23 protein-coding genes are annotated in these 25087 nt (G+C 58.5%); 2 read left to right on the top strand and 21 right to left on the bottom strand.

The genetic code is table 11. The features are described 5' to 3' along the window. Window positions 1–11: 11 nt before the first annotated feature. From P9A16_RS27360 to P9A16_RS27320, 9 genes are all read right to left on the bottom strand, one after another. A complete protein-coding gene (locus P9A16_RS27360; RefSeq protein WP_278026145.1) occupies window positions 12–914 on the bottom strand; it encodes a carbohydrate ABC transporter permease in 903 nt (300 codons plus the stop codon). Continuing rightward, window positions 907–1833, bottom strand: coding sequence for a carbohydrate ABC transporter permease (locus P9A16_RS27355; RefSeq protein ID WP_278026144.1), 927 nt, complete (start codon window positions 1831–1833; stop codon window positions 907–909). Before P9A16_RS27355 ends, P9A16_RS27360 begins: the two co-directional genes overlap by 8 nt. Before the next feature lie 74 nt (window positions 1834–1907). Further along, a complete protein-coding gene (locus tag P9A16_RS27350; protein WP_278026143.1) occupies window positions 1908–3182 on the bottom strand; it encodes an ABC transporter substrate-binding protein in 1275 nt (424 codons plus the stop codon). 120 nt (window positions 3183–3302) lie between these two features. After that, complete coding sequence (locus P9A16_RS27345) at window positions 3303–4010, bottom strand: SDR family oxidoreductase (protein ID WP_278026142.1); 708 nt, start codon at window positions 4008–4010, stop codon at window positions 3303–3305. Window positions 4011–4044: 34 nt separating this feature from the next. Then, window positions 4045–5826 (bottom strand): IlvD/Edd family dehydratase, encoded by a 1782-nt coding sequence (locus tag P9A16_RS27340; RefSeq protein WP_278026141.1) that lies wholly within the window; start codon window positions 5824–5826, stop codon window positions 4045–4047. Between the two features lie 9 nt (window positions 5827–5835). Further along, the gene (locus P9A16_RS27335; RefSeq protein ID WP_278026140.1) at window positions 5836–6585 is read right to left on the bottom strand and encodes an SDR family NAD(P)-dependent oxidoreductase; all 750 of its coding nucleotides are present in this window, start codon (window positions 6583–6585) and stop codon (window positions 5836–5838) included. Beyond that, the gene (locus P9A16_RS27330; RefSeq protein WP_278026139.1) at window positions 6582–7445 is read right to left on the bottom strand and encodes a fumarylacetoacetate hydrolase family protein; all 864 of its coding nucleotides are present in this window, start codon (window positions 7443–7445) and stop codon (window positions 6582–6584) included. The genes P9A16_RS27335 and P9A16_RS27330 overlap by 4 nt, the downstream gene beginning before the upstream one ends. Further along, complete coding sequence (gene eno / locus P9A16_RS27325) at window positions 7442–8761, bottom strand: phosphopyruvate hydratase (RefSeq protein WP_278026138.1); 1320 nt, start codon at window positions 8759–8761, stop codon at window positions 7442–7444. Before eno ends, P9A16_RS27330 begins: the two co-directional genes overlap by 4 nt. A 10-nt stretch (window positions 8762–8771) precedes the next feature. Next, entirely contained in the window at window positions 8772–9761 is a 990-nt protein-coding gene (locus P9A16_RS27320) for a phosphotransferase family protein (RefSeq protein ID WP_278026137.1), read from the bottom strand. A 128-nt stretch (window positions 9762–9889) separates the two neighbouring features. Between P9A16_RS27320 and P9A16_RS27315 the strand changes: the two genes are divergently transcribed. After that, window positions 9890–10876 carry a LacI family DNA-binding transcriptional regulator gene (locus tag P9A16_RS27315; protein ID WP_278026136.1) on the top strand — a complete coding sequence of 329 codons (987 nt, stop codon included), beginning with the start codon at window positions 9890–9892 and terminating at the stop codon, window positions 10874–10876. Window positions 10877–10924: 48 nt separating this feature from the next. Here the strand turns inward: P9A16_RS27315 and P9A16_RS27310 are convergent, their stop codons facing one another. From P9A16_RS27310 to P9A16_RS27260, 11 genes are all read right to left on the bottom strand, one after another. Then, a complete protein-coding gene (locus P9A16_RS27310; RefSeq protein WP_278026135.1) occupies window positions 10925–12406 on the bottom strand; it encodes a tripartite tricarboxylate transporter permease in 1482 nt (493 codons plus the stop codon). A gap of 27 nt (window positions 12407–12433) precedes the next feature. Continuing rightward, entirely contained in the window at window positions 12434–12904 is a 471-nt protein-coding gene (locus P9A16_RS27305) for a tripartite tricarboxylate transporter TctB family protein (protein WP_278026134.1), read from the bottom strand. 62 nt (window positions 12905–12966) lie between these two features. Beyond that, the gene (locus tag P9A16_RS27300) at window positions 12967–13950 is read right to left on the bottom strand and encodes a tripartite tricarboxylate transporter substrate binding protein (protein WP_278026133.1); all 984 of its coding nucleotides are present in this window, start codon (window positions 13948–13950) and stop codon (window positions 12967–12969) included. Between the two features lie 692 nt (window positions 13951–14642). Continuing rightward, window positions 14643–15515 carry an aldose epimerase family protein gene (locus tag P9A16_RS27295; protein ID WP_278026132.1) on the bottom strand — a complete coding sequence of 291 codons (873 nt, stop codon included), beginning with the start codon at window positions 15513–15515 and terminating at the stop codon, window positions 14643–14645. Next, window positions 15512–16369: an SMP-30/gluconolactonase/LRE family protein gene (locus tag P9A16_RS27290; RefSeq protein WP_278026131.1), complete on the bottom strand. Its 858-nt coding sequence runs from the start codon at window positions 16367–16369 to the stop codon at window positions 15512–15514. Before P9A16_RS27290 ends, P9A16_RS27295 begins: the two co-directional genes overlap by 4 nt. 6 nt (window positions 16370–16375) lie before the next feature. Then, complete coding sequence (locus P9A16_RS27285) at window positions 16376–17446, bottom strand: ABC transporter ATP-binding protein (protein WP_278026130.1); 1071 nt, start codon at window positions 17444–17446, stop codon at window positions 16376–16378. After that, the gene (locus tag P9A16_RS27280; RefSeq protein WP_278026129.1) at window positions 17443–18213 is read right to left on the bottom strand and encodes an SDR family NAD(P)-dependent oxidoreductase; all 771 of its coding nucleotides are present in this window, start codon (window positions 18211–18213) and stop codon (window positions 17443–17445) included. The genes P9A16_RS27285 and P9A16_RS27280 overlap by 4 nt, the downstream gene beginning before the upstream one ends. Next, window positions 18210–19040: a carbohydrate ABC transporter permease gene (locus P9A16_RS27275; protein WP_278026128.1), complete on the bottom strand. Its 831-nt coding sequence runs from the start codon at window positions 19038–19040 to the stop codon at window positions 18210–18212. Before P9A16_RS27275 ends, P9A16_RS27280 begins: the two co-directional genes overlap by 4 nt. Next, on the bottom strand, window positions 19037–19906 hold the full coding sequence (locus P9A16_RS27270) for a carbohydrate ABC transporter permease (protein WP_278026127.1): 870 nt from the start codon (window positions 19904–19906) through the stop codon (window positions 19037–19039). Before P9A16_RS27270 ends, P9A16_RS27275 begins: the two co-directional genes overlap by 4 nt. 67 nt (window positions 19907–19973) lie before the next feature. Continuing rightward, the gene (locus tag P9A16_RS27265) at window positions 19974–21203 is read right to left on the bottom strand and encodes an ABC transporter substrate-binding protein (RefSeq protein WP_278026126.1); all 1230 of its coding nucleotides are present in this window, start codon (window positions 21201–21203) and stop codon (window positions 19974–19976) included. 81 nt (window positions 21204–21284) lie between these two features. Further along, on the bottom strand, window positions 21285–22442 hold the full coding sequence (locus P9A16_RS27260; protein ID WP_278026125.1) for a mandelate racemase/muconate lactonizing enzyme family protein: 1158 nt from the start codon (window positions 22440–22442) through the stop codon (window positions 21285–21287). A 248-nt stretch (window positions 22443–22690) separates the two neighbouring features. On the opposite strand from P9A16_RS27260, the gene P9A16_RS27255 reads away from it, so the two are divergent. Beyond that, a complete protein-coding gene (locus P9A16_RS27255) occupies window positions 22691–23350 on the top strand; it encodes a GntR family transcriptional regulator (RefSeq protein WP_278026124.1) in 660 nt (219 codons plus the stop codon). Between the two features lie 250 nt (window positions 23351–23600). Here P9A16_RS27255 and P9A16_RS27250 read toward each other — a convergent pair whose 3' ends face one another. Further along, a complete protein-coding gene (locus tag P9A16_RS27250) occupies window positions 23601–25034 on the bottom strand; it encodes an aldehyde dehydrogenase family protein (protein ID WP_278026123.1) in 1434 nt (477 codons plus the stop codon). Window positions 25035–25087 lie beyond the last annotated feature (53 nt).

The raw sequence follows: 25087 nt of genomic DNA, 5'->3' as shown, positions 1-25087 counted from the left end.
TTTTCAACTTTCTATTTGACCGCGCCCTGGGTGAGGCCTCGGACGAAATACTTGCCCCCGACGAGATAGATGAAGAGCGGTGGAATGGCCGCCATGATCACGGCGGCCGCCTCGACATTGTAGTGACGCTCGCCGGTTCCAGAGCCGGAAAAGGCCACGATGGCGGAGGTGATCGGCTGGTTCGCACCCGATGTAAAAACGGTGCCGAATAGAAACTCGTTCCAGATCCCGGTAAACTGCCAGATCACGGAAACGATGATGATCGGCGGCGACAGCGGCAATATGATCCGGCGAAAAATGCGCCAGAACCCGGCACCGTCGATACGTGCCGCCTTGATCAGGTCGTCGGGGATATTGACGAAGTAGTTGCGGCAAAAGAGCGTGGTGAATGACAGTCCCTGAACTGTATGCACCAGAACCAGCCCCGATATTGTATTCGACAATCCCAGCTTCCCCAAAACGAACGCCCAAGGCAGCAACGTCATCTGGGCGGGCATGAACACACCGAGAGTTATGATACCGAACAGTGCATTGGATCCGCGAAACCGCCATTTCGACAGGACATAGCCGTTCACCAGCCCGATGGCCGTTGACAGAATGGTTGCCGGAACGGCCATCATCAGCGAATTCTTGAAGAAACGAGATACGCCTTCACAGGTGCCTCCGATGCAGAAAGTGCTCCAGGCTTCACCCCAATATTGCAGGGAGACATCGTGGGGCCAGGCGATGAATCCGCTCCGCACGATTTCATCCAAGGGGCGCAATGTGTTGATCAGGATGATCACGAGAGGAACGAGATAGCCCAGGGCAAATATTGTCAGGGCCATATAGACGGAGGTCTTAGACAGCATGCGCTGCCGGGAGCTTCCGGTTGAAAGAGGATCGAAATCGCGATGGGGTACGGCGTCAGCCATGATGGGCTCCTTCTCTGCTCCGGCGCCATGCGGTGTAGGCAGTATAGGGAACGAGCACTGTTGCGAGTGCCATAAGGATCATAACTGCTGCGGCGGCGCCTTGGGCAATCTGGCCACGCTGGAACATCAGGTCGTATACGACGATGGCCGGCACTGTAGTGGCAACACCTGGGCCACCCTGTGTGAGGGCGACCACAAGGTCGTAGGTTTTTATCGCAAACTGCAACAGAACCACCGCGACGGCCAGGAATATCGGCCAGATCACCGGCAGGATCACACGCCGGTAGGTGCGCGGAAGCGAAGCACCGTCAATTTGAGCAGCCTTGATCAGATCTCCGTCCACTGAGCGCAAGCCGGCGAGGATGAGGGCCATCGCAAATCCCGAAGCATGCCATATCCCCGTGATTACGACGACGTAGATCGCGAGGTCGCGATTGGTGATCCAGTCGAATCGGGCAGCCGCCCAGCCCATGTCCTTCAGAGCCAGTTCCACACCGGTTTGCGGATGAAAGATCCAGCGCCAGACGGTACCGGTGACGATGAAGGATATCGCGAGCGGATAGAGATAAATGGTTCGCCACACGGACTCGAAACGGACGCGCTGGTCGATAAGGATTGCCAGAAGTGTCCCGATAACCATCGAACCGACGACGTAGAGCAAGCCGAAGAGGAAAAGGTTCTGATATGCCACCGTCCAGCGCTTATTCTGCCAAAGCGCTGCATATTCATGAAAGCCAGCAAACGTCGGGTCCGGTAGGACAGTTGACGTCGAAACGGATAGCCAAACTGTCCAGAGCGAAAACAGCACGACATAAGTCAGTGTTGCGAATACCGTCGGGATCAAGACGATCTGTGGCATATGGTCGGCCAGCCATCGGCCTCTGGCGCGCAGATCCCCAGCCTCTATTTGCGAGCGCATATTCTTTCCCAATCTTTCATGTCATATCGGGTGCCGCCTCATGGAACTCTTGCTCCATGAGGCGGTGATTTCCGCTATTTCTGGGCTTCGACAGCATCGGCTAACTGGTTTGCGGCCTGTTCAGGTGTGATGCTGGAATCCGCGACGAATTCGGTGATCACCTCCATCATGGCGCCGCGATACTTCTGCAGCACGGTCATGTTGTGAGCCATGGAGCGGACCAGCGTGCCCTCGGCCACAGAGGCTTTCAGATCAGACTGGCTTTTCTGCTGACACTGCGTGAAACCGCCGGTCGACAGGTCCACGTCAGTACGCGAGGGGATAGACCCCTTGGCTACGTTGAATGTGACCTGGAATTCCGGTGACATGATCGTCTTGGCCAGCAATTGCTGCCCTTCGATATAGTCGGGATCCTTCTGTTTGAAGAACACCACGGAATCCGCATTCAAAATGTACCCAGTGCCACCCCAGTTCACTGGAGTCTGGCTGCACAGGTAATCGACATCTTCCTTGTAGCCCGCCAGATTTGCGGATGCGACCGTCCAGTCCCCCATCAGGAAGAAAGCGGCATCGCCATCCATGGTCATCGCCATCGCTTGCTCCCATGAGCGACCATTGATGCCTGCATCCATGTAGCCAACCATTTTGCGCAACTGCGCAAAGGCATCGATCATCCCTTGGCTTCGCATGGCTTCGGTATCCGCTTCCTGGAAAGCCTTGCGATAAAGGTCGATATCCAGACCATAGACGACGCTGTCGAATGTCGTGGTATCGGCCCAATCTGCGGCACCATGAGCGATACAGATCTTTCCGGCTGCCGCGATCTTGTCGCAAGCGGCATTGAATTCATCCCAGGTCTTGGGAACGGAAATACCCAAGTCGCCGAGGATTTTTTTCGAGCTGTAAAGCCAGTTCACCCGGTGGATGTTCATCGGGGCGGCAACCCAGTGGCCGGTCGGCTTCATCACAGAGAGCAGTTCCGGTGCCACCACCGCGTCCCAACCTTCGGCGGTAGCCAGATCATCCAAATTGGCTGTCTGTCCAGTCTGGTTCCATTCGATGATTTCGGGGCCCTTGAGCTGTACTGCCGCCGGCGCATTGCCCGCAACGACGTCAGAGCGAAGCTTGGCCAGGGTGTTGGACGTGTGACCGGAAATTGCAGTCTGTTCCCACTTGCCGCCGGCCGCCTCGAACATTTCGCCGAGCTTGGCGATTGCCGCAGCTTCCGATCCCTGCGCCCACTGATGCATCATGTTGGTTTTCGGCTGCGCATGCAGCGCCACTGCGCTCGTACTGAAAGCCAAAGCAGCGATCGCTGCCGTCCTTAGATTCTGTCTGGTCTTTTCCATAATGGACTCCTCCCGTTGATGATGGACAATAGAATTCACGTCGATCAGCGAAGCTGCTCGTGAACTGTACTGGCTGTAATGATTATCTTGTGGTCCGTTAGCCGGACGTTTGTGGAGTATTCAGATCGTGATACCTCCATCAATGTTAATCGTTTGGCCGTTGACGAAGCTCGCCTCATCCGAGGCGAGGAAGGCACACAAGGCGGCAATTTCCTCTGGTGTTCCGAGACGCCCCGCCGGTTGACGGTCAAGAAACAGTTTTTCCGCCGCGGCCATGCCTCCCACGCTGTCCGCCAGATCAGCCATGCGACTACGCAGTGATGGGCTATCTACAGTGCCAGGACAGATCGCGTTGAAGCGGATGTTCTCGCGCAGGTAGTCCGCTGCGCAGGCCTTTGTCAGGCCGATAACGCCGCCCTTTGCGGCACCATAGGCCGCGCGCCTGGGGAAGCCTTTGATTGAGGAGGCGACAGAGGCAATCGTGATGACGCTGCCACCATGGTTTTTCATTTTCGGAATGACAGCCTTCAGGGCGATGTAGGCACTGTCGAGGGTGATATTGAGACTGCGACGCCAGTCTTCCGGGCCGCATTCCTCGATCGTTCCTTGATGCACAAAGCCAACGGCGTGGACCAGGATGTCGATCCGCTGGAAGGACGCAACCCAATTGCCAAACGCCTCCGAATTTGTTGCATCCAGAACGGTCGTCCTTGCCGCAGTCAGGTCTGCCAGTGCTGAGGCGCTCAGATCGCAAGCACTCACATCTGCACCGTCCCGGGCCAGGCGTTCGGCGACGGCGCGTCCGATTCCCTGTCCCGCGGCAGTCACCAGCGCAACCTTCCCTGCCAGGGGCCCCTTTGCATTAGTGGTTGTCACGGGGAATACCTCTCGTCTGTGCGATATGCTGGTATTTGACCGCCGGCTTCAGGACCATGCCCTGGTCGAACTGATCCACCATTCCACGTTGAATTTCCTGCCACGGCGTCTGGTGTTGAGGATAGGCAAAGCCGCCTTCCGCCAACAGGGCGGCTCGCCGTTCCGCAATTTCTTCCTCCGAAAGACGGACATTGACCGTTGCAAGCTTCAGATCTACGCGAACGATGTCGTCGGTGCGCAAGAGCGCCAAGCCGCCCATGACCGCCGCTTCCGGGCTGGCATTGAGAATCGAAGGGGATCCGGATGTTCCGGACTGTCGTCCGTCTCCAATGCACGGCATTGCTGTTACGCCGCGCTGTATCAGCGCACCAGGCGGCTGCATGTTGACCACTTCGGCACCGCCGGGGTAGCCAACGGGACCTGTTCCGCGGATTACGAGAATACAGTTCTCATCGATGCGGAGTGCCGGATCATCGATGCGGGCATGGTAATCTTCAGGGCCATCGAACACGATCGCTCGCCCTTCAAAGGCCTCAGGATCTTCGGGATTGCACAGGTAGCGGTTGCGAAACTCGTCGGAAATAACGCTGGTCTTCATAATCGCGGTGTCGAATAAATTGCCCTTGAGCGCGAGAAATCCGGCACTTTCCTTGAGCGGTTCGCCAAAAGGTCTGATCACTTCGGTGTTCAGCACCCTGGCGTCGGCATAAGCCTGTTTCACCGTTTCGCCCGTGACCGTCATGGCGTCGGGATGCGGCAAAGCGCCAGCTTTGAGCAGCTCTGCCATCACGCCTGGCACACCACCCGCGCGATGAAAATCCTCCCCGAGATACCTCCCCGCCGGCTGCATGTCGACGAGCAACGGGATATGATGGCCGACGTCCTGCCAGTCCTTGTTGTTGAGGTCCAATCCGAGATGCTTCGCAATGGCGATCAGGTGGATCGGCGCATTTGTTGACCCGCCTATCGCTGAGTTCAGCACAATGGCGTTCTCAAAGGATTCCCGCGTCATGATGTCGGACGGCTTCCTGTCGGCAAAAACCATTTCGACGATACGGCCGCCGGTTTCATAGGAGATCTGGCCGCGCTCGCGGTAAGGAGCAGGGATAGCTGCCGATCCAGGCAACTGCATACCAAGCGCTTCGGCAAGCGCGTTCATTGTGCTGGCTGTACCCATCGTATTGCAGTAGCCCACAGATGGTGCAGAGGCCGCCGCGACATCCATAAACTCGGCATAGTCAATATGGCCAGCCGCCAGGTTCTGGCGCGCTTCCCAGATTGCAGTTCCCGAACCGGCTCGTTTTCCCTTGTGCCATCCATTCAGCATGGGCCCCACGGACAAGGCAATCGCCGGTATGTTAACAGTGGCCGCCGCCATAAGCATCGCCGGAGTGGTCTTGTCGCAGCCAATCGTCAGCACAACCCCATCAATGGGGTAGCCGAAAAGCGTTTCGACAAGCCCGAGATAGGCAAGGTTCCGGTCAAGTGCCGCCGTTGGTCGCTTGCCGGTTTCCTGAATAGGGTGGACGGGGAATTCGAAGCATATGCCACCTGCTGCGACAATTCCTTCCCGTACGCGCTTTGCCAATTCGATATGATGCCGGTTGCAGGGCGAAAGATCCGAGCCTGTCTGGGCGATGCCGATGATTGGTTTGCCCGACTGCAATTCGCTGCGGGTGATGCCGAAATTCAAATAGCGCTCGATATAGAGAGCCGTCATCCCGGGATTGTCGGGATTGTCAAACCAGCTTTGCGAACGGAGCTTCATCGGGCAGTCCTAATATGTGGCTCGACCACCGGACAGGTCGAAGGCTGCCCCTGTGGTGAAAGAGTTTTCAGCGGATGCCATCCAAAGGATCATGCTCGCGATTTCGTCGACGCTGACAAAACGTCCACGCGGAATTTTCGACAGCATGAAGTCAATAAACTCCTGGCTGACCTGATCGAGGATACGGGTCTTCGCCGTGGCGGGTGTGACACAGTTCACGGCGATGTCGTGGCCGGCCAATTCTTTCCCGAGCGACTTCGTCATGGCAATGACCGCTGCCTTCGACGCGGAATAGGCCGAGGCATTCGGGTTGCCCTCCTTACCAGCGATCGACGCGACGTTGACGATACGCCCATAATTGCGCGCCATCATGCCGGGGGTGACGGCTTTGCAACACAGCAAGGTGCCCTCAACATTGACCTTTTGCACTTGGCGCCACTTGTCCAAGGGGTATTCGACAAGCGAACTCGTCGGCCCGGCAATTCCAGCACTGTTGACAAGGATATCAACTTTGCCGAACGCTTTTTCTGTCTGCCCCATCGCGGCCTCGACACTGTTTTGGTCGCTGACATCAACCTGAACCAGCATCCGCTGTGCCTCGGGGATGGCCACAATCTTCGTCTCGAGTGCGCCAACATCCATGTCCCAGATAGCCACGCGGGCACCGGACCTGGCCATGCGCTCGGCCACTGCCGCACCAATTCCGTTGGCGCCGCCAGTAACCACCGCGACCATGTCGGAATAATCGTAGCTGTTCATTTGATCACCTCTTCCATCGGAACAACCACCTGATGCTGGGTGCCAAGCCCGCCAATCCCCAGAGAAACCCTGTCGCCCGGGTTGAGAAATCTCGGCGGCTTCATGCCCGCACCGACGCCCGGCGGGGTTCCCGTGCAGATGAGATCGCCCGGTTCCAGCTGGCAGAACTCGCTCATGTAGGAGACGATGGTCGCCACGTCGAAAATCATCTTCGCGGTCGTGCCTCGTTGCATTCTGTCGCCGTTGACGTCCAGCCACATGTCAAGGGCTTGAACATCGTCCAGTTCATCTACCGTCACCAGCCAGGGGCCTGTCGGGCAGAAATTCGGGAAGCTCTTTCCCTTCACCCACTGTCCGCCACGCTCCATTTGCCATGCGCGCTCGGAGACATCATTGACCAGCACGAAGCCGGCCACATGATCCATGGCGGTCTCGCGGCCAATATTCAGGGTTGGCTTGCCGATGACGATGCCCAGCTCGACCTCCCAATCGAGCTTGGTCATCTTTGGTGAAAACAGGATTGGATCTTCAGGGCCACAAAAGGTCCCGGAGGACTTGTTGAACAGAATGGGCTCCAATGGTACCGGGAGGCCCGCTTCGGCGGCATGGTCGGAATAGTTCAGCCCGATGCACCAGATGTTGGGCGGCTGCGACATTGGTGGGGCAAGACGAAGGCCCTCGGTTGCCACGATCGGTAGCGTCGTCAGATCTGCCGCACGCAAAAGGCTGATCAGATCGGGGGACAATGTCTTCGGTCCAAAGTCCTCGACAAGAGAGGATACATCCCGCGCTTGTCCGTCACTGTCCATGACGCATGGAATTTTCTTTCCGAGGCGTTCGCCATAACGCAGGAGCTTCACTTGCTATATCCTTCTGATTGTCTTGCCCACCAGGTATTGGCCAAGGGCTTGCCAGCAACAAATGCTGCCCCCCCCAGCTCATCGCCGATCCGCAGGCATTCATTCCATTTCGCCATTCGTTCAGAACGCGTGAACGAACCCACCTTCAATTGTCCGGCATTCAGCCCAACGGCGAGATGGCAGATCGAGACATCTTCGGTTTCACCCGAGCGCGCAGAAACGATGGTCCGGTAATTGTGGGCCTTGGCGGCGGCAAGGCAGGCCAGGGATTCCGAAACCGTTCCGGCCTGATTGACCTTGATAAGAACAGCGTTGCAGGCCCCCGCCTTCTCCGCTGCTGCAACAAGGTCGGCGTTGGTCACGAGATAATCGTCACCGATGATCTGGACCTTGCCGCCGAACTCGCGGGTGAATGCTGTCATGCCCTCAATGTCGTCTTCGGCGAGCGGATCCTCGATCGAGGCGATCGGGTAATCCTTGATCCAGCGCCCGAGCAGATCGATGATCTGATCGCGATCGAGTTCGCGCTCTTCAAGCGCTAGGCGATAACGGCCCTTGGAGCCAAACTCCGAGGCAGCGATATCGAGTGAAATGACCACGCGCTCGCCCGGGGTCTCGCCAGCGGCTTCGATGGCGCGCACCAGTGTTTCAAGTGCCTGCTCATTGCTGTCAAAGACTGGCCACCATCCTCCTTCATCGGCGACCCCGACGGAATGCCCCTTGGCCTTCATGAGGGAACCGGCCGCACGGTAGATTTCTGATGTCACCTCGAGCACTTCGTCGAAGCTGGCAGCACCGGGGACCATGACCATGAAGTCCTGCACATCGACCCGTCGGCCGGCATGGGCGCCGCCGCCGAAAATCTGGATCTCCGGAAGAGGTAGCGTTGGCGTCTCATCCGTCAGGTCGGCGACATGCCGCCATAGGGGGACGGCTTTTGCGGCTGCAGCCGCATGAAGAACGGCAAGTGACGTCGCAACCATGGCGTTCCCGCCCAGTTTCGATTTCAGTGGGGTTCCGTCCAGCGCAATCAACGCCGCATCGACTGCGGCCTGATCGTTGGCATCCATGTCTTTGAGAAGTGGCGCGATGTGGTCGTTGACGTTTGCGACCGCCCTTCTCACGTCCATTCCTTGCAGGCCAGTACCACCATCGCGGAGGTCGAGCGCCTCGCGCGTTCCACGCGAAGCACCGGCTGGCGCTATTGCCCGGCCGCTCACTCCGGATGCGGTCTTGACCTCGACCTCAACCGTGGGATTGCCGCGACTGTCCCAAACTCTGCGAGCACGAAGCCCGGTTATCGCCGAAGCGTTCATTCTCTGGTCCTCATTGCAATCTGTTCAATAATTCGGAAAGCGTCGCCGGCGGCTGCTCAATCAAGGGAACGGCTTGCCCACGCACGTCTGCCTGTTCCGAAAGGGCAAGATATTCTACCGGCGATTTTCCATCGACCCGCGCCAGCATCAGGGGGGGTAGCAGGGCTGCAAGCCTTTCCTCAAAAGCGCCTGCGGATTCCCAGCGTATCCAACCCTTGTAGGCGCGCCACATATCCAATACGGCCTGTCGGAGAGGACCTCGGATCTCGGGCACATGGCAGGACTTCAAAAGCAGATGGTTCATACAGAAGGCGACGTCGAAGACCGGATCACCCATTGTGGCGCATTCGGCATCCAGAATGATCGGCTGTTGGTTTCGCCAAAGGATATTCTTGGGACTGACGTCACCATGAACCAGCGCAATCCCGGCAGACTTCTGCTGGTCCGCCAGCGCGATCAAATTTTTGGCGAGGCTTGGATATTGCTCAGCTGTGAAGCGCAGATAAGGCTCCAGACGCAAAGCATCGAAATCCTTGGCATTGGCAAAGGGTGAACGATCGAAGTCCGGCGCAGTTGAGGCTGCATGGATGCGACCGAGCGTATCAGCCACAGAAACCGCTTCGCCTGCGACTGACTTGCCCTGCAAGAGGGCGGCCTTCCATAAATAGACGTCGCTGCCATCGATAAATTCCATGGCAAAGCCATTCTCGGTGTCAGACCAGCCATAGAGCGCCGGGGCCGAACCTGGCACGACTGTCCCGGCGAACTTCAGCCAGGCGTATTCGGCACGCCCCCGATGGAGGGGTGCAAACCAGTCCGCACGGACCTTGAGTTTCGCCAACGCGAACTTGGCGCAAATTGTACGTTCGCCGAATGTCACCGCTGCAATGTCGGATGCCACACCACCGGTCAGACGACGCACCGCCACGACTTCTGACGGGCTAATCAGGCCAAGATCAAGTAGAAGCGCCTGACAATGACGTTCGAATTCAGAGATCACACTCAACTCCAACAAGCAAATGTTCACGTGAACTGTGCACGTGAACATTTATCAACATCAGCATTGACATGTCAATCCGTTCAGCGAAGAATCCTGAAGACAAACTATCGAACCCGAGAGAATGCCCAGTGCGCGCCACGATCAAGTCCATCGCAAGAGACCTGAACATTTCCCACATGACGGTCTCGCGCGCCTTGAATGGCAGTCCCAATGTCAGTGAAGAAACGCGAAGGGTCATTCTCGCGCGCGCGCGCGAGCTGGGCTACGTCAAAAGTTCGGCCGCCAATACGATGCGCGGAGATCGGACAGCCATTGTCGGGTTGCTGCTCCCCAATATTATCAACGAATTCTATGCGCAGTTCGCCAATACGCTTGCCCTGCTTTGTGCCGAGCATGGACTCGACGTCGTGATCCATCTGACCAGCGACGACAGTGAAAAGGAGCACCAGGCACTCCTGAGACTTCAGGGCTTGCAGGCGGCGGCCGTGATCATGGTACCTACATCCCAGGCCGGTCTGGGCGATTTTCCCATTCCGCAATCGATGATGATCATTGACCTGATCCGCACCAGGGAACACCCACAACCAAGCGACCAACTATTGTTGGATGATGGCCCATCCATCGAGGCGGCGGTCGATCGCCTGGTCGCCACCGGCCGGAGGAATATCGGCTTTATCGGGGCCGACGCTTCTCTGTCATCCGGACGCGGGCGCTTTGCCGCATTCCGGTCAGCACTGCAGCGCAACGGCGTGGAGGTCGATAGGCGGTTGGTGCGCACCGGACAGCCGAGTTTCAACATGGGCCATGACAATGCCGTGTCCCTGCTGGACAGCGCAGTCCCGCCTGGGGCGCTTGTTTGTGGCGGCTTCGAAATCTCAAATGGAGCACTTGAAGCCTGCCTCGAGCTTGGCATGCAATTTCCCGAAGGAATGGCGTTTGTAGGCTATGGTGATCCACCCGCCTATAAATGGATCGCCGGCGGCATCACGACCATCAGCCTTTCGACCGATGATATAGCGCAGCGCGCCGTCGCCATGATCCTGGATTCGGCTGATGAGCGATCTCACTCAACCGGTCGCTCCCCCACAGCGTTGATCGTGCGAAAGTCGGCATGAGCGGGCCTAACGGCCCTGAGCACTTTGCGCCCAAGGCCGCTGGGCGCCTCAGGCTGTGGCGTGACGTCGTTTGCGAATCCAACGGACTACCGGGATCAGGCAGAGCAGCAGCGTTGCCAATCCAAGGCCTGCGGAAATCGGCCGTTCGAAGAAGCCCAGCAGATTGCCATCGGCCTTGATCATCGAGGTAATAAAGTATTTCTCAATCATCGGTCCCAGCACCAGGCCCAAAATAGCGGGGGCTAGGGGAATTTCGTTTTCCTCCATCAGGAAGCCGAGGACACCGAAACCCAGCATGATAATGATACCTGCAGCAGAGTTGTTGGTTGAATACGCGCCAACAATGCAAAAGACCAGAATGATCGGCATCAAGATGCGCTGAGGCGCTGCCAGCAAACGCCCTGCTGCGTGGATCGCAACCCAGCCGATTGGCAGCATCAGCAGATTGGCCAGCGCGAAAACCATGAATATGGCGTAGATCATCTCTGGTTGCTGGATGAACACCATCGGTCCGGGATTGAGCCCTTTGACGTACATCACGCCGATCACAATGGCGGTAATGGTATCGCCGGGAATGCCGAACACCAAAGCCGGTATCCAAGCGCCGGAGACCGCCGCATTGTTAGAAGCGCCAGCTTCAACGAGGCCTTCAACGTGCCCCGTGCCAAACCGTTCGGGCGTACGCGAAAACTTCTTGGAAATCGCATAGGAGATCCACGCTGCTATATCGGCCCCAGCCCCTGGCAGCGCGCCGATAATGGTGCCGACACCCGCGCCCCGGAATGCCTGCTTTGGATATCTCCGGAAATTGGCCAGTTGCGGACTGAAAATCGGCCCTTTCACATGTGCAATGCGGGCTTCTGCCGCGTTCTTCGTGTACGAGCGCATAATTTCGGAAATGGCGAAAAGGCCGATCATCGCGGGAATGAACTGCAGCCCTGCCAGAAGTTCGACCGAGCCGAAGGTATACCGCGACGCGCCGGACGGATTGTCCTGCCCGACGAGCGAGGCGGCAAGGCCGATGAAAAGGGATACCAGCCCGCGCATCGGCGACCCGGACGAAACGAAGACCGCGCTCGAAAGGCCCAGCAGTACCAGCCAGAAATACTCGAAAGACGAGAATTTCAGCGCAATCTCTGCCAACTGCGGCGCCAGCAAGCTGAGGGCTATGGCACCAACAATTCCTCCGAATGCTGAAAAGAATAGGCAGGCACCGAGGACCTCGTTCGCGCGCCCAGCCCTGCTCAGTCGGTGGGCATCTTCGACATAAGCGGCCGATGCGGGAGTGCCCGGCATACGCATCAGCGTCCCGGATATGTCGCCCGCAAAAATCGCCATTCCCGTGGCAGCGACGATTGATGCTATCGCCGGAACTGGGTCCATGAAAAAGGTGACGGGAACGAGCAGCGCGGTTGCCATGGTTGCAGTCAATCCGGGGATCGCACCGACGAACATGCCGAAACATCCGGCAAGAAACACAGTCAACAGGACGTCCGGCTGAAATACTATCTTCAAGGCTTCGATGAGCATCGAGCTCTCCCGATCAGAATGAGGGCTTCACCACAGGAGATTCTCGACTGCGCCGCGCGGTAGCGGGATGAGCAGGAGGTGGCTGAAGGCAAAGTAGATGACAAGGGCTGCCGTCAGCGAGGCGCCGACAGCCAGCGGAAGCTTTACGCCGCCGAAGAACATAAAGATGAAAAGGATTGCAACAGCCGAAACGATGAAGCCAAGTGATGGCGCAGCAAGAATGAAGAAGACGATAGAAGCAAGAACGCCCAGCACACCTAAGGCAAGCCGATGACGTACCCATTCGTCGATGGCCCCGATCAGGAAGCTGCTCCGCTTGGCCCAGCCTTTGGCAATCAGCAACAGGCCGAGTGTCAAACCGCAGACACCAAGAAGCCGGGGAAAAGTGCCGGCACCATAAGCCTGTCCCGGCAATTCGGGATAGCTGAACGAGGAGCCCAGCAATAGCCCCCCCACGATCAGCACGATTATCCCGATAGTCAACTCGCTCGCCTTCACACTGTGCCCCCCTATATGCATGCAGATTGCCCGGGCAGGGCTGGCTACCCGGGCATTGACAATTACTTGGTCAAGCCAGCCGCCTTCATCACTTCGCCAAAGGTGACGTCCGATTTAGCGACGAAGTTAGTGGCGTCGTCGCCTGCGCGCCATACAACGCCAAGTCCACGACCCTTCATGAAGTCCTGGTATTCCGGGCTTTCGTATGCCTTCTCAACTGCCGCCGAGAGCTTTTCGCGAACATCTGCTGGCAGGCCCTTGGGTGCAAAAACGCCGCGCCAGGCGCCAAGAGTCCAGTCGATACCAGTTGCCTCCTTCAGGGTTGGTACGTCAGGATAAAGCGGATGGCGCTCATCACTCATCGTTGCCAGCGGGATAATTCGGCCTGCCTCAATCATCGAGCGACCTTCAGGTAGCGATGCGGTTACGATACTGATCCCTCCAGCAACCATTTCGGTGATCGCAGAAGCCGACCCTTCACTTGGAACCCACTTCACATGCCCCGCGTCAAGGTCATTGGCAACCATCCAGCCCGCCTCAGCCACATGCCAGATCCCGCCTTGAGCGGTACCGGACGCCGAAAATGTTCCGGCCGGCTGGGACTTGATAGCATCGTTGAGCGACTTGATATCTTTGTATTTAGAATCAGCCGATACCATCACACCGGCGGCGTCCTGATTGACGATACCAATAATGTCGTAGTCCTTGTAGCTGAGGTCAGTAAGTCCCTGCCAATGCATCATCGTGATTTCTACTGTGGCAAGTCCGATCGTGTAACCGTCCGGATCGGCCGCTGAGATTGCAGAGTGGCCGACCACGCCCGAACCGCCCGTTCTGTTGACGACATTTACCGGTTGACCAAGATCTTCCTGCAGGACTGAAGCAATGATCCGCGCCACAGCGTCGCTGCCGCCGCCCGCACCCCATGGAACGATCATCTGGATTGGTCTCTCCGGGTAGTCCGCCGCGTAGGCAGCCCCGCCAAATCCTGCCGCTACTACCAAAGCACTCGCGGCCATAAATTTCTTATAAGTCATAGTCTCCACTCCCTTTTATTGATGTAAGGAACCACTCGTCGCCAATTGCGGCCTTCAGCAGCTTCCAGTGACAATTCACGATCGTTTTTCTGCATCTACGTTCACGTGAACATAGCGACTGATAGTTGTCAAGAGCCCTCATGGGCGAGAGTCCTGTCTACTGTGCAGGTGGAGCCCACACGCAGTCGATTTGATCGCTTCATAGGCCGGATGCCCCATCTTCCGCCAACGCTCAAGGGCTTGCGCCAAGCCGCAGCGAGCCTGAGTTCCGGCCATATGATGGAAGCGTGTCCGTCCCAGCTGGCAAAGGCATTGTTGACGAAGCGAACTGGCAACAGGTTAGGGGCCGCAATATCGTGTTCCGTAGGTAGAGGCCTTTCTTCGTCCGGTAAACGTAGATGTACGTTGCGTTCGCTCCAGACTCGCAGTGCCGGCGCGGTCAGCCGTGTGTGTGTCTTTCGAGCGAAGAAGGGATGCTGCCCAAGCCCGTAGGTAAGGGGTTTTCACCTTTGTGGCGCACCGATAATTCAAGAGTCACGCCGTTTTCGGCAGGCGATGCGGTCTGCCAGGCACTGTAGTCACCAAGAGACTCCGGGCTGGGTAGATGCCTGCGTAACAACGTCACCGAAGCGTGATCAGCCTTTGCGATATCCCATTGAATGACCCGCAGAATGCTGAACATCGGGCAGCGGGCCCTTCGGTCAATCCGCTTGCTCGGCGTCTATCCGCATCGTTATGGAAATCTCATCGCCCTGGTCCAGCACCCGCATTTGTCCGGGGACCGCAAGCCCGGCATGGGCCGCGCCCGGGAAATGCGTGACCGGTTCCAGACAGAATGCCTGAAACGCCGTGGCAACATAGGCGTGGATAAGGTCGCAAACACCGGTGACGTTGACCACGAGCCCCGCCGAGGGCCTAATGATCCGGGCTTTGCCGTCCCATCCGGAAAAACTCCCGTTGAAGCCCGCGTCAGCATGGCTGAATCGCCGTTCGCCCGCCTTGGCGCGATGACCCTCGCCGAGATGGGTCTTTCCCATCACATATTCCCCATTGGCCATAAACCTGGCTGTATCCTGGCTGTCAGGGGCGTGGAACCACGGGTGGAGGCCGACGCCGGCAGGCATGGGTTCGGGATGGCCATGGTGATAGTGCAAGCGCACCGATAGCCCTTCTACGTCCAGTCGAATATCCTGTCCCGCAACCCCAAGCGGGTCGCCATCCACATCGTAGATCGTGGTTTTCATCATTACAGACGCGGGGCCTGTCCGCTCACAGCTCCAGACCGCCCGCCATCCCGTTCCGTGATGGGCGATCCCTTCCGGCGGCCAGTTGCGCGCAAACTCGGCACGCCCTCGGCCGAGCGGCAGCCAAGCCTGCGGCAGGCGATTGGCGAAAGGCACCATCGGAAAGCAGCCAAAATGCGCCATTCCATGTGGCGATCTGCCGCCCGGCGGCTCGGCAAGAAGAAGGTCGATCCAGCCCTCTGCACCCAAGACCTGCAAGCCAGCGATCAGCCCTCCGGCTTCGGGCCTCAACTCGGCGCGGTAACCGCCATTTTCCAGCACAAGCGTCATGGTTTCAGTCTGAAGCGATGTTCGGCCTGGCCGGTGATTTCGAGGTTTGCGGAGTAGGTGCGGCCATCAACCTCAGCCGGAGCATCAAGCCCAACGGATGCCGAGGTCACATAGAGCGTGCGCAGGTCAGGCCCACCGAAAGCCGGACAGCTAGCGTTCGCTGCGGGCAGCGATATTTGCGCCAGAAGCCGTCCTTGCGGATCATAGCGGTCTACCCTTGCCGCACCCCAAAGGGCGACCCAAAGGCACCCCTCGGAATCAATGACCGCGCCGTCGGGCAAGAGCTTTTCGGCGGTCATGTCGACAAAAGGAACGGGGTCGGATCTCGGCCAGCCCGCGCTGTCCAGTTCCACCCGCCAGATCATATGCTTGGTCGTATCGGTGAAACAGGCGAACGTGCCCATGGGCGCAAAGCAGATAGCGTTGGGAACGGTAATTTTGTTGAATAGCTCTGTCAGACGGCCCTCGGCAAAGCGGTAAATAGCGCCAGCAGCAGCTTCTCCCTTCAAGCCGATCGTGCTGATCCAGAACCCTCCAAAAGGATCGCAACGTCCGTCGTTGGAACGTGTCGGTACGGTCGAGCCCGGAAAGTCTGCCAGCGGCGTGCTGATACGATGTTCAACATCATACAGAACAAGGCCCGAAGCGGTGGCCACTACCAGCCTGTCATGGTCAACCACTGCGGCGGCGGATACGAATTCAGAGAAGTCCCATGCCTCGCATTGGTCGCCTTTGCGCGACAAAAGCCGGTTTGACAGGATGTCGAACCAAAACGGTGCCTGACGGTCGGGGTGCCAGAAAATCCCCTCGCCGAGACTGCAGACCCGGTCATCGAAAAACTGTGCTCTGTTCATGGGCATTTACTTTAGCCGCAGGCCAGTGGCCGGATCGAAATAGAGCGCTGCGGCCGGGTCGATACCGATTGTGATCGTGCCGCCTTCGGGGCGCGACTTGCCACGCAACTCGATGCAATAGGGCTCTGCCTCATGCCCTACACCCGCATAGGCAAACGAGACGCCGCCCAGATTCTCGACAACATCAACCTGCACGGAGATTCGCACGGGACCATTGTTATCAAACTGTTCAGGACGGACGCCGACCAGCACTTCCGCCCCGGCGGGCACAGATTTCGAAATGGAGGCAGCAAAGACCGCATCCGCGAAATCGACAAGACGCAGGAGGCCGTCGGCTTCTGCCCTGGCCCTGAACAGGTTCATCCGGGGGGAGCCGATGAACTGCGCGACGAACAGGTTCACCGGGTCTTCATAAAGCGCAATCGGCGTGCCGACTTGCTCGACCCGCCCATCGCGAAGGACCACGATCTTGTCTGCCAAGGTCATCGCCTCGACCTGATCATGCGTCACGTAAATCATCGTCGCCGCAAGTTCCTTGTGCAACCGCGCGATTTCAAGTCGCATCTGGACCCGCAACTCGGCGTCTAGGTTCGATAGAGGCTCGTCAAACAGAAAAACCTCCGGTTGCCGAACGATGGCGCGGCCAATAGCGACGCGTTGGCGTTGGCCGCCGGAAAGCGCCTTGGGCTTGCGATCGAGATAGGTGTCGAGTTTCAAGACCTTGGCCGCGTCCGCGACCTTCGTCTTGATTTCAGCGGCGTTCATACCACCCATTTTGAGCCCGAAGCTCATGTTCTCACGCACGGTCATGTGGGGGTAAAGCGCGTAGGTCTGGAACACCATCGCCACGCCGCGCTTTGCCGGGTCAATATGCGTCACATCGCGGGTGCCGATGGCGATAGTTCCGGCGCTCGTTCCCTCAAGCCCCGCGATCATTCGCAAAAGGGTGGATTTGCCACAGCCCGACGGGCCGACAAAAACAACGAACTCGCCTTTCTCAATCTCAAGATCGACGCCATGGATCACCTCCAACCCGCCGTATTTCTTGACGACTTTAGACAGTGCTACCTTGCTCATACCTCGTCCTTTTCTGCACCAAGTGCCCCGAGCCGCGCCACCATGCCTTGGTCAGCGAGGATTTCGGCTCCGCTAATCGCGGCCGAAGCGTCCGAGAGCAAAAAGGCTGCGACCTGGCCCACCTGATCGACCGTGTTCACTTGGCCGGTCGCGTGCCAGCTGTTGAACGTCTTGGCGATTGCGGGATCCCGGGCAACGTTGGCGACATGCTCAGTCAGGGTCAATCCGGGGCAAAGCGCATTGACGCGGATGCCATGTCGCCCCAGACTCCAGGCCATGGCGCGCGTCATGGCGACGATACCGCCCTTGGTGCCAGCATATGCCTCATAGCCGACATCGCTGGCGCGGGCGTGATTTGAGGCGATGTTAACGATCGCCCCGCCAAGTCGATCCTTGACCATGATGCGGGCAGCTGCCTGGCTCCCGATCAGCACCGACCGCTGGTTCACTTGCCAGAGCAAGTCCCATTCCGCGACATCTGCGCCTAAAAAGTCGGGCGCCCGCGTGATCCCGGCATTGTTGACCAGCCCGTCCAGCCGACCGAAGTCACTGCGAACACGATCGATAGTTGCTGCAAAGCTCCCAGGATCGCCCACATCTGCGCGGTAGAGCAGTCCGCCTTCAGCGGCGATGCGGTCTTCTGCCCCGGGTGCTATGTCGATGCCTACAACCTGTGCGCCTGCCGCCCGCGCCATCCGCAGGACGCCGCGCCCGATGCCGGAAGCGGCACCCGTCACGATGATAACTTTTTCTGTAAGATCAATCACTTGACAGCTCCTGCGGTGACACCAGCCACAATGCGGCGCTGGAAAATGACGAAGATGATGAGGAGCGGCAGGGAGCCCAGCACGGCGGCCGGAAACAGCTGTTCGGGCACCAGATTGTGGTTGCCAACAAAGCGGTATACCGCAATCATCACTGTGAACTTGTCATTGTCGGACAGTAAGAGCAGCGGATAAGTGAAGTCGTTCCAGACCATCAGCATCACAAAAAGCGACAGGGTTGCAGTGGCAGGCCCAAGCAGCGGTCGGATCACATACCAGAACACCTGCCAGTCCGAGCAATTGTCCAGTCTGGCGGCCTCCTCTAGCTCACGCGGGATGGCCCCAATGAAACCGACATAGAAGAATACAGCCAGCGGCAGGTTCAGCGCCGTGAAGGCCAGAATGATGCCAGGATAGCTGTCCAAAAGGCCAAGCGAACGGAAGATCACATATATCGGTGTAATAGTTACAAAGGCCGGCGTCGCCAATCCGAGCGCCACGAGCATGATGAAGGCCCGCCCCGCACGGGATGAATTGCGTGCCAGGGGATAGGCCGCCATGGACCCCAAGAGCGCAACCAGTGTCGTCACGGAAGCTGTGATGCCGACCGAGTTCACAACTGCACGGAAATAATCCATCTTTTCGAGCGCGTTGGTGTAATTGCCCAGATAAAGGGATGTCGGCAGGCCCAGCGGGTCCGCGCCAATTTCGGCGCCGGTCCGGAAGGACATCAAGATCATGTAGACCACGGGGGTCAACATGACGAAAATGATCAGCAGCATCACCACACTTGCAGCCCAGCCGCCTGTCTTTTGCCAAGTCAGGGTCATGCAACGTCCTCCCGCCCGCGCAGATACTTGTTCTGGATGAAAGCCACGATGACCACGATGACCAGCATGATAATCGACAAGGCCGAAGCGAAGCCGAATTTGTAAGAGCGGAAGAGGTTATCGATAATCTCGACGCTTAGCGTCCGGGTCGCGCCGTCCGGGCCGCCCTTGGTCATGATGAACGGCAGTTCGAAGGTCTTCAGCGTGCCGATGGTCGACAGGATTACGTTGATCGTCACGGCCGGGGCCAGCAGCGGTAGCTCCAGATGACGGAAGCGCTGCCAATTTGACGCGCCGTCCAGTCGCCCTGCCTCGTCGATTTCCGCAGGTATATTGGCAAATCCCGCCAGGAAGATCGCGGTGGTATAGCCCGCAAACATCCAGACATGGGCTAGCGCAATGGCGTAAAGCGCTGTGTCAGGGTCGCCTAGCCACCCGCGCGTCTGGCTCTCCAGCCCGACCGAGGTCAGAAGTGAGTTAAGCCCGCCATTGAAGGGCGAATAGATGAATTGCCAGACATAGCCCACGATGACAAACGACATCATGGCAGGCATAAACAGCGCAGCGCGGGCCACGTTCCTGATAGCGGGGAGCCGGTGCAGAATGGCGGCAAAGAACAGGCCTAGAAGGGTCTGGACCGTCACGACGACAATCGTAAACCAGAGCGTAACTCCCAACGCCGCCGGGTATCGGTCTCGCGCGATGAAACGGTCGTAATTGGCAGTCCCGACCCATTCAGGAGCACCCACTCCGGTGAAGTCGGTGAAGCTGTAATAGAAGGTCAACAAGATCGGATAGACGAAGAAGATCCCCAGAATGGCCAGAGCTGGCGCAAGAAACATCAATCGTGTCAGGTTCGAGGACATGGGCCGGTTCCTGTTGATCGAAGGGGCCGCCACGGCGCGTGGCCGTGGCGGTTTTGTTGGTCAGGCGTCACAGATCGTCTTCGACCACTTCGTCCCAACGGTTCAGAATTTCTTCATTGGTCTTGGACAGCTCAAGGAACAGGCTGGAAAGGCTGTCCGCGATTTCGCTTTCCAGCGGTTTAGGCCAGGTTAGAAGCGCATAGGGAAAGCTGCTAATGGCTCCGGCAGCGCGAGCCGCATCATAGGGAGCGGCTTGTTCGGGCGTGCCGCTGGCGCCGTCATCGAAGGGCGAATAGGCGGCTTCGGCATCCAGCATGACCTGAAGATTCTCGGCCTTCGCGAAAAACTCGATGAACTTCTTAGCTGCTTCCGGGTTATCAGAGGCCGAGCTCGCCGCCCAACCGATGCCGAAAAGATCAACCGCCACGCCGCCCGACGGAGTCGGAATCGGGCCAAAGACGAATTCGAGGGACGAGTTTTCCTTAAAACTGGCAATGTTCCATGCGCCTTGTGGCATCATGGCAAAGTTGCCCGCCTTGAATTCGGCCAAAGCCGTGCTCCACGGGTCAACACCAGCCATTTGTGCGGCGTTAAAGCAGCCTGCACCTGCCAAGTCGCGAACGGTATCCAGTGCCGCGTTGAAGCCGGCATCATCAACAAACGTGTTTGTGCCGTTTCCAAGGTCGCTGGCCGGAGTGGTCCCCGCACCCAGCCCATTGGCGATGACGAACAGCTCGGCATTCCAAGTGCCCGGCAACATCATTGCGTTCTTCCCGGCCGCAGCCAACGCGGCACAGGCCGTCTTCAGGTCGTCTAGGGTCTGTGGCGGGGCGTCGATGCCGACGCTCTTGAGCATACCCATATTGGTGAAAAGCCCCATGCCGATCACTTCGAGCGGCATGATATAGGCTTTGCCGTCGAGGGTGATCGCGGAGCGTAGATCTTGTGGCACTCGGCCATACCATTCGGCATCAGTGCCAAAGTCCTGCAAGAAGCCCGCGTCGCCCCAGACCTTGACCAGTGGCATGTCGACCATCATGACATCGGGTGGGTTGCCGCCCTGCAGTCGTGGCGGGATCACAACATCGGTGTCAGTGCGGCTGATATAGGACAATTCCACATCAATATCCGGGTTCGCGGCCTCAAAGCTCGCGATCAGGCCAGAAAGACCTGCTGGCTCGGATTCATTGCCCTTCCAAGCGGTGACATCCAACTTGATCGGCTCGGCAAGTGCGGCGCCTGACAGAATGGCAAAGGCCGAAACTGCCCCCAGCGTGCGACGTAGCGTCTTGTTCATTGTATCCTCCATAGATGAACAGTTGGCGATTGTGGTTTGAAAATGCCGCATCCTCTTGCGGATCTAGTGCCGGTCCCGCCCCTACCAGTTGGTGACCGAGCCATCGGGCCGACGCAGATGCGGGCATTCCATATGCGTGGCGACCTGCGCCCGAACGGCGGCTTCGTCGACCTCGACCCCAAGCCCTGGGGCATCGGGGACGGTATAATAGGGGCCGTCCAGCTGCACTTGCACCGGAAACAGATTGGGGTCGTGAAACCCCAGATCGGATTCAACAATCGACTGGCGGTTTTCCACCCAGCTGAGGTTCGGAACAGCCGCCGACAGATGGATCGTCGCCGCAGTACAAATCGGGCCCAATGGGTTGTGCGGCATCAGGTCGACATAGTGGCGCTCGGACCAGCCCGCGACTTTCATCGCTTCGGTGAAACCACCAATATTGCAGATGTCGAGTCTCATAAACTGCGTCAGGCCTTGGTCCAGATAGGGCCCGGCCTGCCATTTCGAGGCGAATTCCTCGCCCACCGCAAAGGGGATCGGGGTTAAGCCTCGCAGGATCTTGTAGGCCTCGGGCGTCTCACAACGGATCGGTTCTTCGAGGAAGTTCAGCGTGCCTTGTGGCAGCATGGCGCAGAAGCTTGCAGCCTCGGCGATGGTCAGGCGGTGATGCAGGTCAACACCCATGAAAAGACCCGGACCGTGTTCCTTGCGGATGGCGATCAATTCCTGCGCGGTGCGTGGCAGGCATTCGCGGGGGTCATAGACCTCGCCGGCGTCGGCCGACGAGGGATAGGTGCGGATACAGTCGAAGCCCGCCCGGACCAAGATCCGCGCCTTTTCGAGAATTTCTTCGCTGGACGTCCCCATGCAGCTGGCAAAGCTTGTCACGCGGTCGCGCTGCTTGCCGCCCAGCAACTGGTGAACCGGCACCCCCAGCCGCTTGCCCAAGGCATCATATAGCGCGATGTCGATTGCTGAAATTGCCGCCGTAATAACCCGCCCGCCTTCAAAATACTGGCTTCGATAGCATTCCTGCCAGATCCGCCCGATTCTGCGGCTGTCCTGCCCGACGAGGAAACGGGCGAACTCCTCAATCGTAGCGGCAACAGCCTTTTCCCGGCTCGAAAGCCCGGATTCACCCCAGCCGACGATACCGTCATCGGTCGTCAACTTAACAAGAAGCTGGTTGCGTTTGCCGACCCGCGCGAGCAGCGGCTCGATGGCGGCGATCTTGGTCATGGGCGTCCCCCAACTGAGCACAAGCCCCGAAACAGCCTGATCACGGTAGCGCGCATTCCCATCCCCTGTATTCCGCATCTGTTCAACGCCTCTGTAGCACGCACCCTCCAGATCGTCGATGATTTTTTATGTTCCGTCGTCTATTTATATCCGGTGGACGATTATTCTATACAAGGCCCCCAGAAACTGAGCGTTGTCGATAGAGTGTGTCTGAGCTATCGTCGTCTAAAATTGGCCGGAAGCATCACATGAACCTCATCAAACCTTTGCCTGATAGAGAAGACGCGCTGTATGACGCCATCTTGTCAGAGATTTCTGCGGGTTCCCTGAAGGGCGGCGATCGGTTGAAGGTTTCCGAATTGGCGAAGCGTCACGGGCTGAGCACCAGCCCTGTGCGCGAAGTTCTGCGGCGGATGCAGGGCGAGGGGTTTGTCGACATCCACCCGAATCGGGGTGCCTCAGTTCGCAAGGCGGATGCGCATACGATCCAGAATATCTTTGAAATTCTGCAGCTTCTTGAGCCATATTTCGTCAGTTGGTTCGCAGAATTTGCCCAACCAGAGCTCCTCGATGAAATGGAGCAGATTCAGGCCCAGATTCGCGAAATGAAAACGCCAGACCTGGCGAAGTTTCGTAAGCTCGACAGCGAATTTCATGGCGTCATCGCCCGCCACCACTACAATTCCGTCGCAGCCGACCAATGGATAAAGCTGCGCCGCGCCCTCAATGTCCACGCAGCACGCCTGCGCATAAATACACAGCGCCATGCTGCTATCCTGGAGGAACATGACGATCTGCTCGCGGCTCTGCGGGCGGGCGACGTCAAGCGGGCGGACATGGTGATCCGCAAGCACGTAGGCGGCTCCTTCGTGCAGATGACCCAGCAGATGCGCGCGTTGGGATTCTAAGTGCAAGCCCGGTGGCATTGTGCGGGATCAGCAAATGTATCGAAAAACGGCTCTGATGAAGCCAACTATGAACCGAAGCTCGCGGGCGCGAGCCATCTTGCCACGGCGGAAGGCTCAGTCTTTGAGTTGTTCCCGGCGACAATCGCATTAGGCATAACTCTGATACTACGAGGCAAAATCAAACCCTATTTTGCCCCCTAAGACTCCGACGCCGCATTATGGAGCGGTCTCAATATGGCCGATACTTCTCTCACGCCAGCGTGTAGGCGGTCTTGACGGTTGTATAGAATTCGCCGGCGTAACTGCCCTGCTCCCGCGATCCGTAGGACGAGCCCTTGCGCCCGCCGAAGGGCACATGGAAATCGACGCCCGCCGTCGGCAGGTTGACCATCACCATACCGGCCTCGGCATTGCGCTTGAAATGCGTCGCATGCTTGAGGCTCGTCGTGGCAATGCCCGAGGAAAGGCCGAAGGGCGTATCGTTGGCGACGGCAAGCGCCTCGTCATAATCCTTGACGCGAATGACGGCGGCGACCGGGCCGAAGATCTCTTCCCGCGCAATACGCATGTCGTTCGTCGCCTCGGTGAAGAGCGCCGGCGCAAGATAGAAGCCGGGCGTCTCGCGCTTCAGCACGTCACCACCGAAGGCGAGCTTCGCCCCTTCCTTCCGGCCGATCTCGATATAGTCCGTGTCCTGCCTGAGCTGCGTCTCGTCGACCACCGGGCCGATATGCGTACCGGCCTTGAGAGCATCGTCAACGACGATGCTCTTCAGCCGTTCGCCGACAGCGGCGACGAAGCGGTCATGAATGCCTTCCGTCACGATGACGCGCGAGGAAGCGGTGCAGCGCTGACCGGTGGAGAAGAAGGCCGAGTTCACGGCGGCTTCAACGGCGACGGAAAGGTCCGCATCGTCGAGCACGACGAAGGGGTTCTTGCCGCCCATTTCGAGCTGGTACTTGCGGTTGTGCTCGACGGAGGCCATGGCGACGCGCTTGCCCGTGCCGGTGGAGCCGGTGAAGGTGATGGCGTTGACATCGGGGCTGTCGAGCATGGCCTGGCCAACCACGGAGCCCTTGCCCATGACAAGGTTGAGGACGCCATTCGGCAGGCCGGCGCGCACGAGAATATCGACAATCGCCCAGGAGCAGCCGGGGACGAGTTCCGCAGGCTTGAAGACGACCGTGTTGCCGTAGCAAAGCGCCGGCGCGATCTTCCAGGCCGGAATGGCGATCGGGAAATTCCAGGGCGTGATGATGCCGACGACGCCGACCGGTTCGCGGGTGATCTCCACGCCGATGTTAGGACGAACCGAGGGCAAGGTCTCTCCGGCAAGGCGCAGGCACTCCCCGGCAAAGAAGTCGAAGATCTGGCCGGCGCGCACCGTCTCGCCGATGCCTTCGGCGAGCGTCTTGCCCTCCTCGCGCGAAAGCAGCCGGCCGAGTTCGTCCTTGCGGGCCAAAATCTCGTCGGCGGTCTTTCTCAGGATCGCATGGCGCTCGAGGATACCCGAGCGCGACCAGGCCGGAAACGCGGCCTTGGCCGCCGCGATGGCCGCCCAGGTGTCCTCGACGGAGGCGCACGCATATTCGCCCACCACGTCATCGGTGTTCGACGGGTTGATGTTCTTAACGGCATCCGTGCCGACCCACTCGCCGGCGATGAGGTTCTGATGGATGGTCATGGGCTCTCAAGCCTCCTGTCGTTCCCTGCCGGCCCGGCATTCGGGCCGCGGCA

Origin of the sequence: Shinella sp. 838 (assembly GCF_029623935.1) — a bacterium.
Lineage (GTDB): Bacteria > Pseudomonadota > Alphaproteobacteria > Rhizobiales > Rhizobiaceae > Shinella.
The sequence above is the reverse complement of the archived record's forward strand: the minus strand, read 5'-3'. Positions and strand labels throughout refer to the sequence as shown.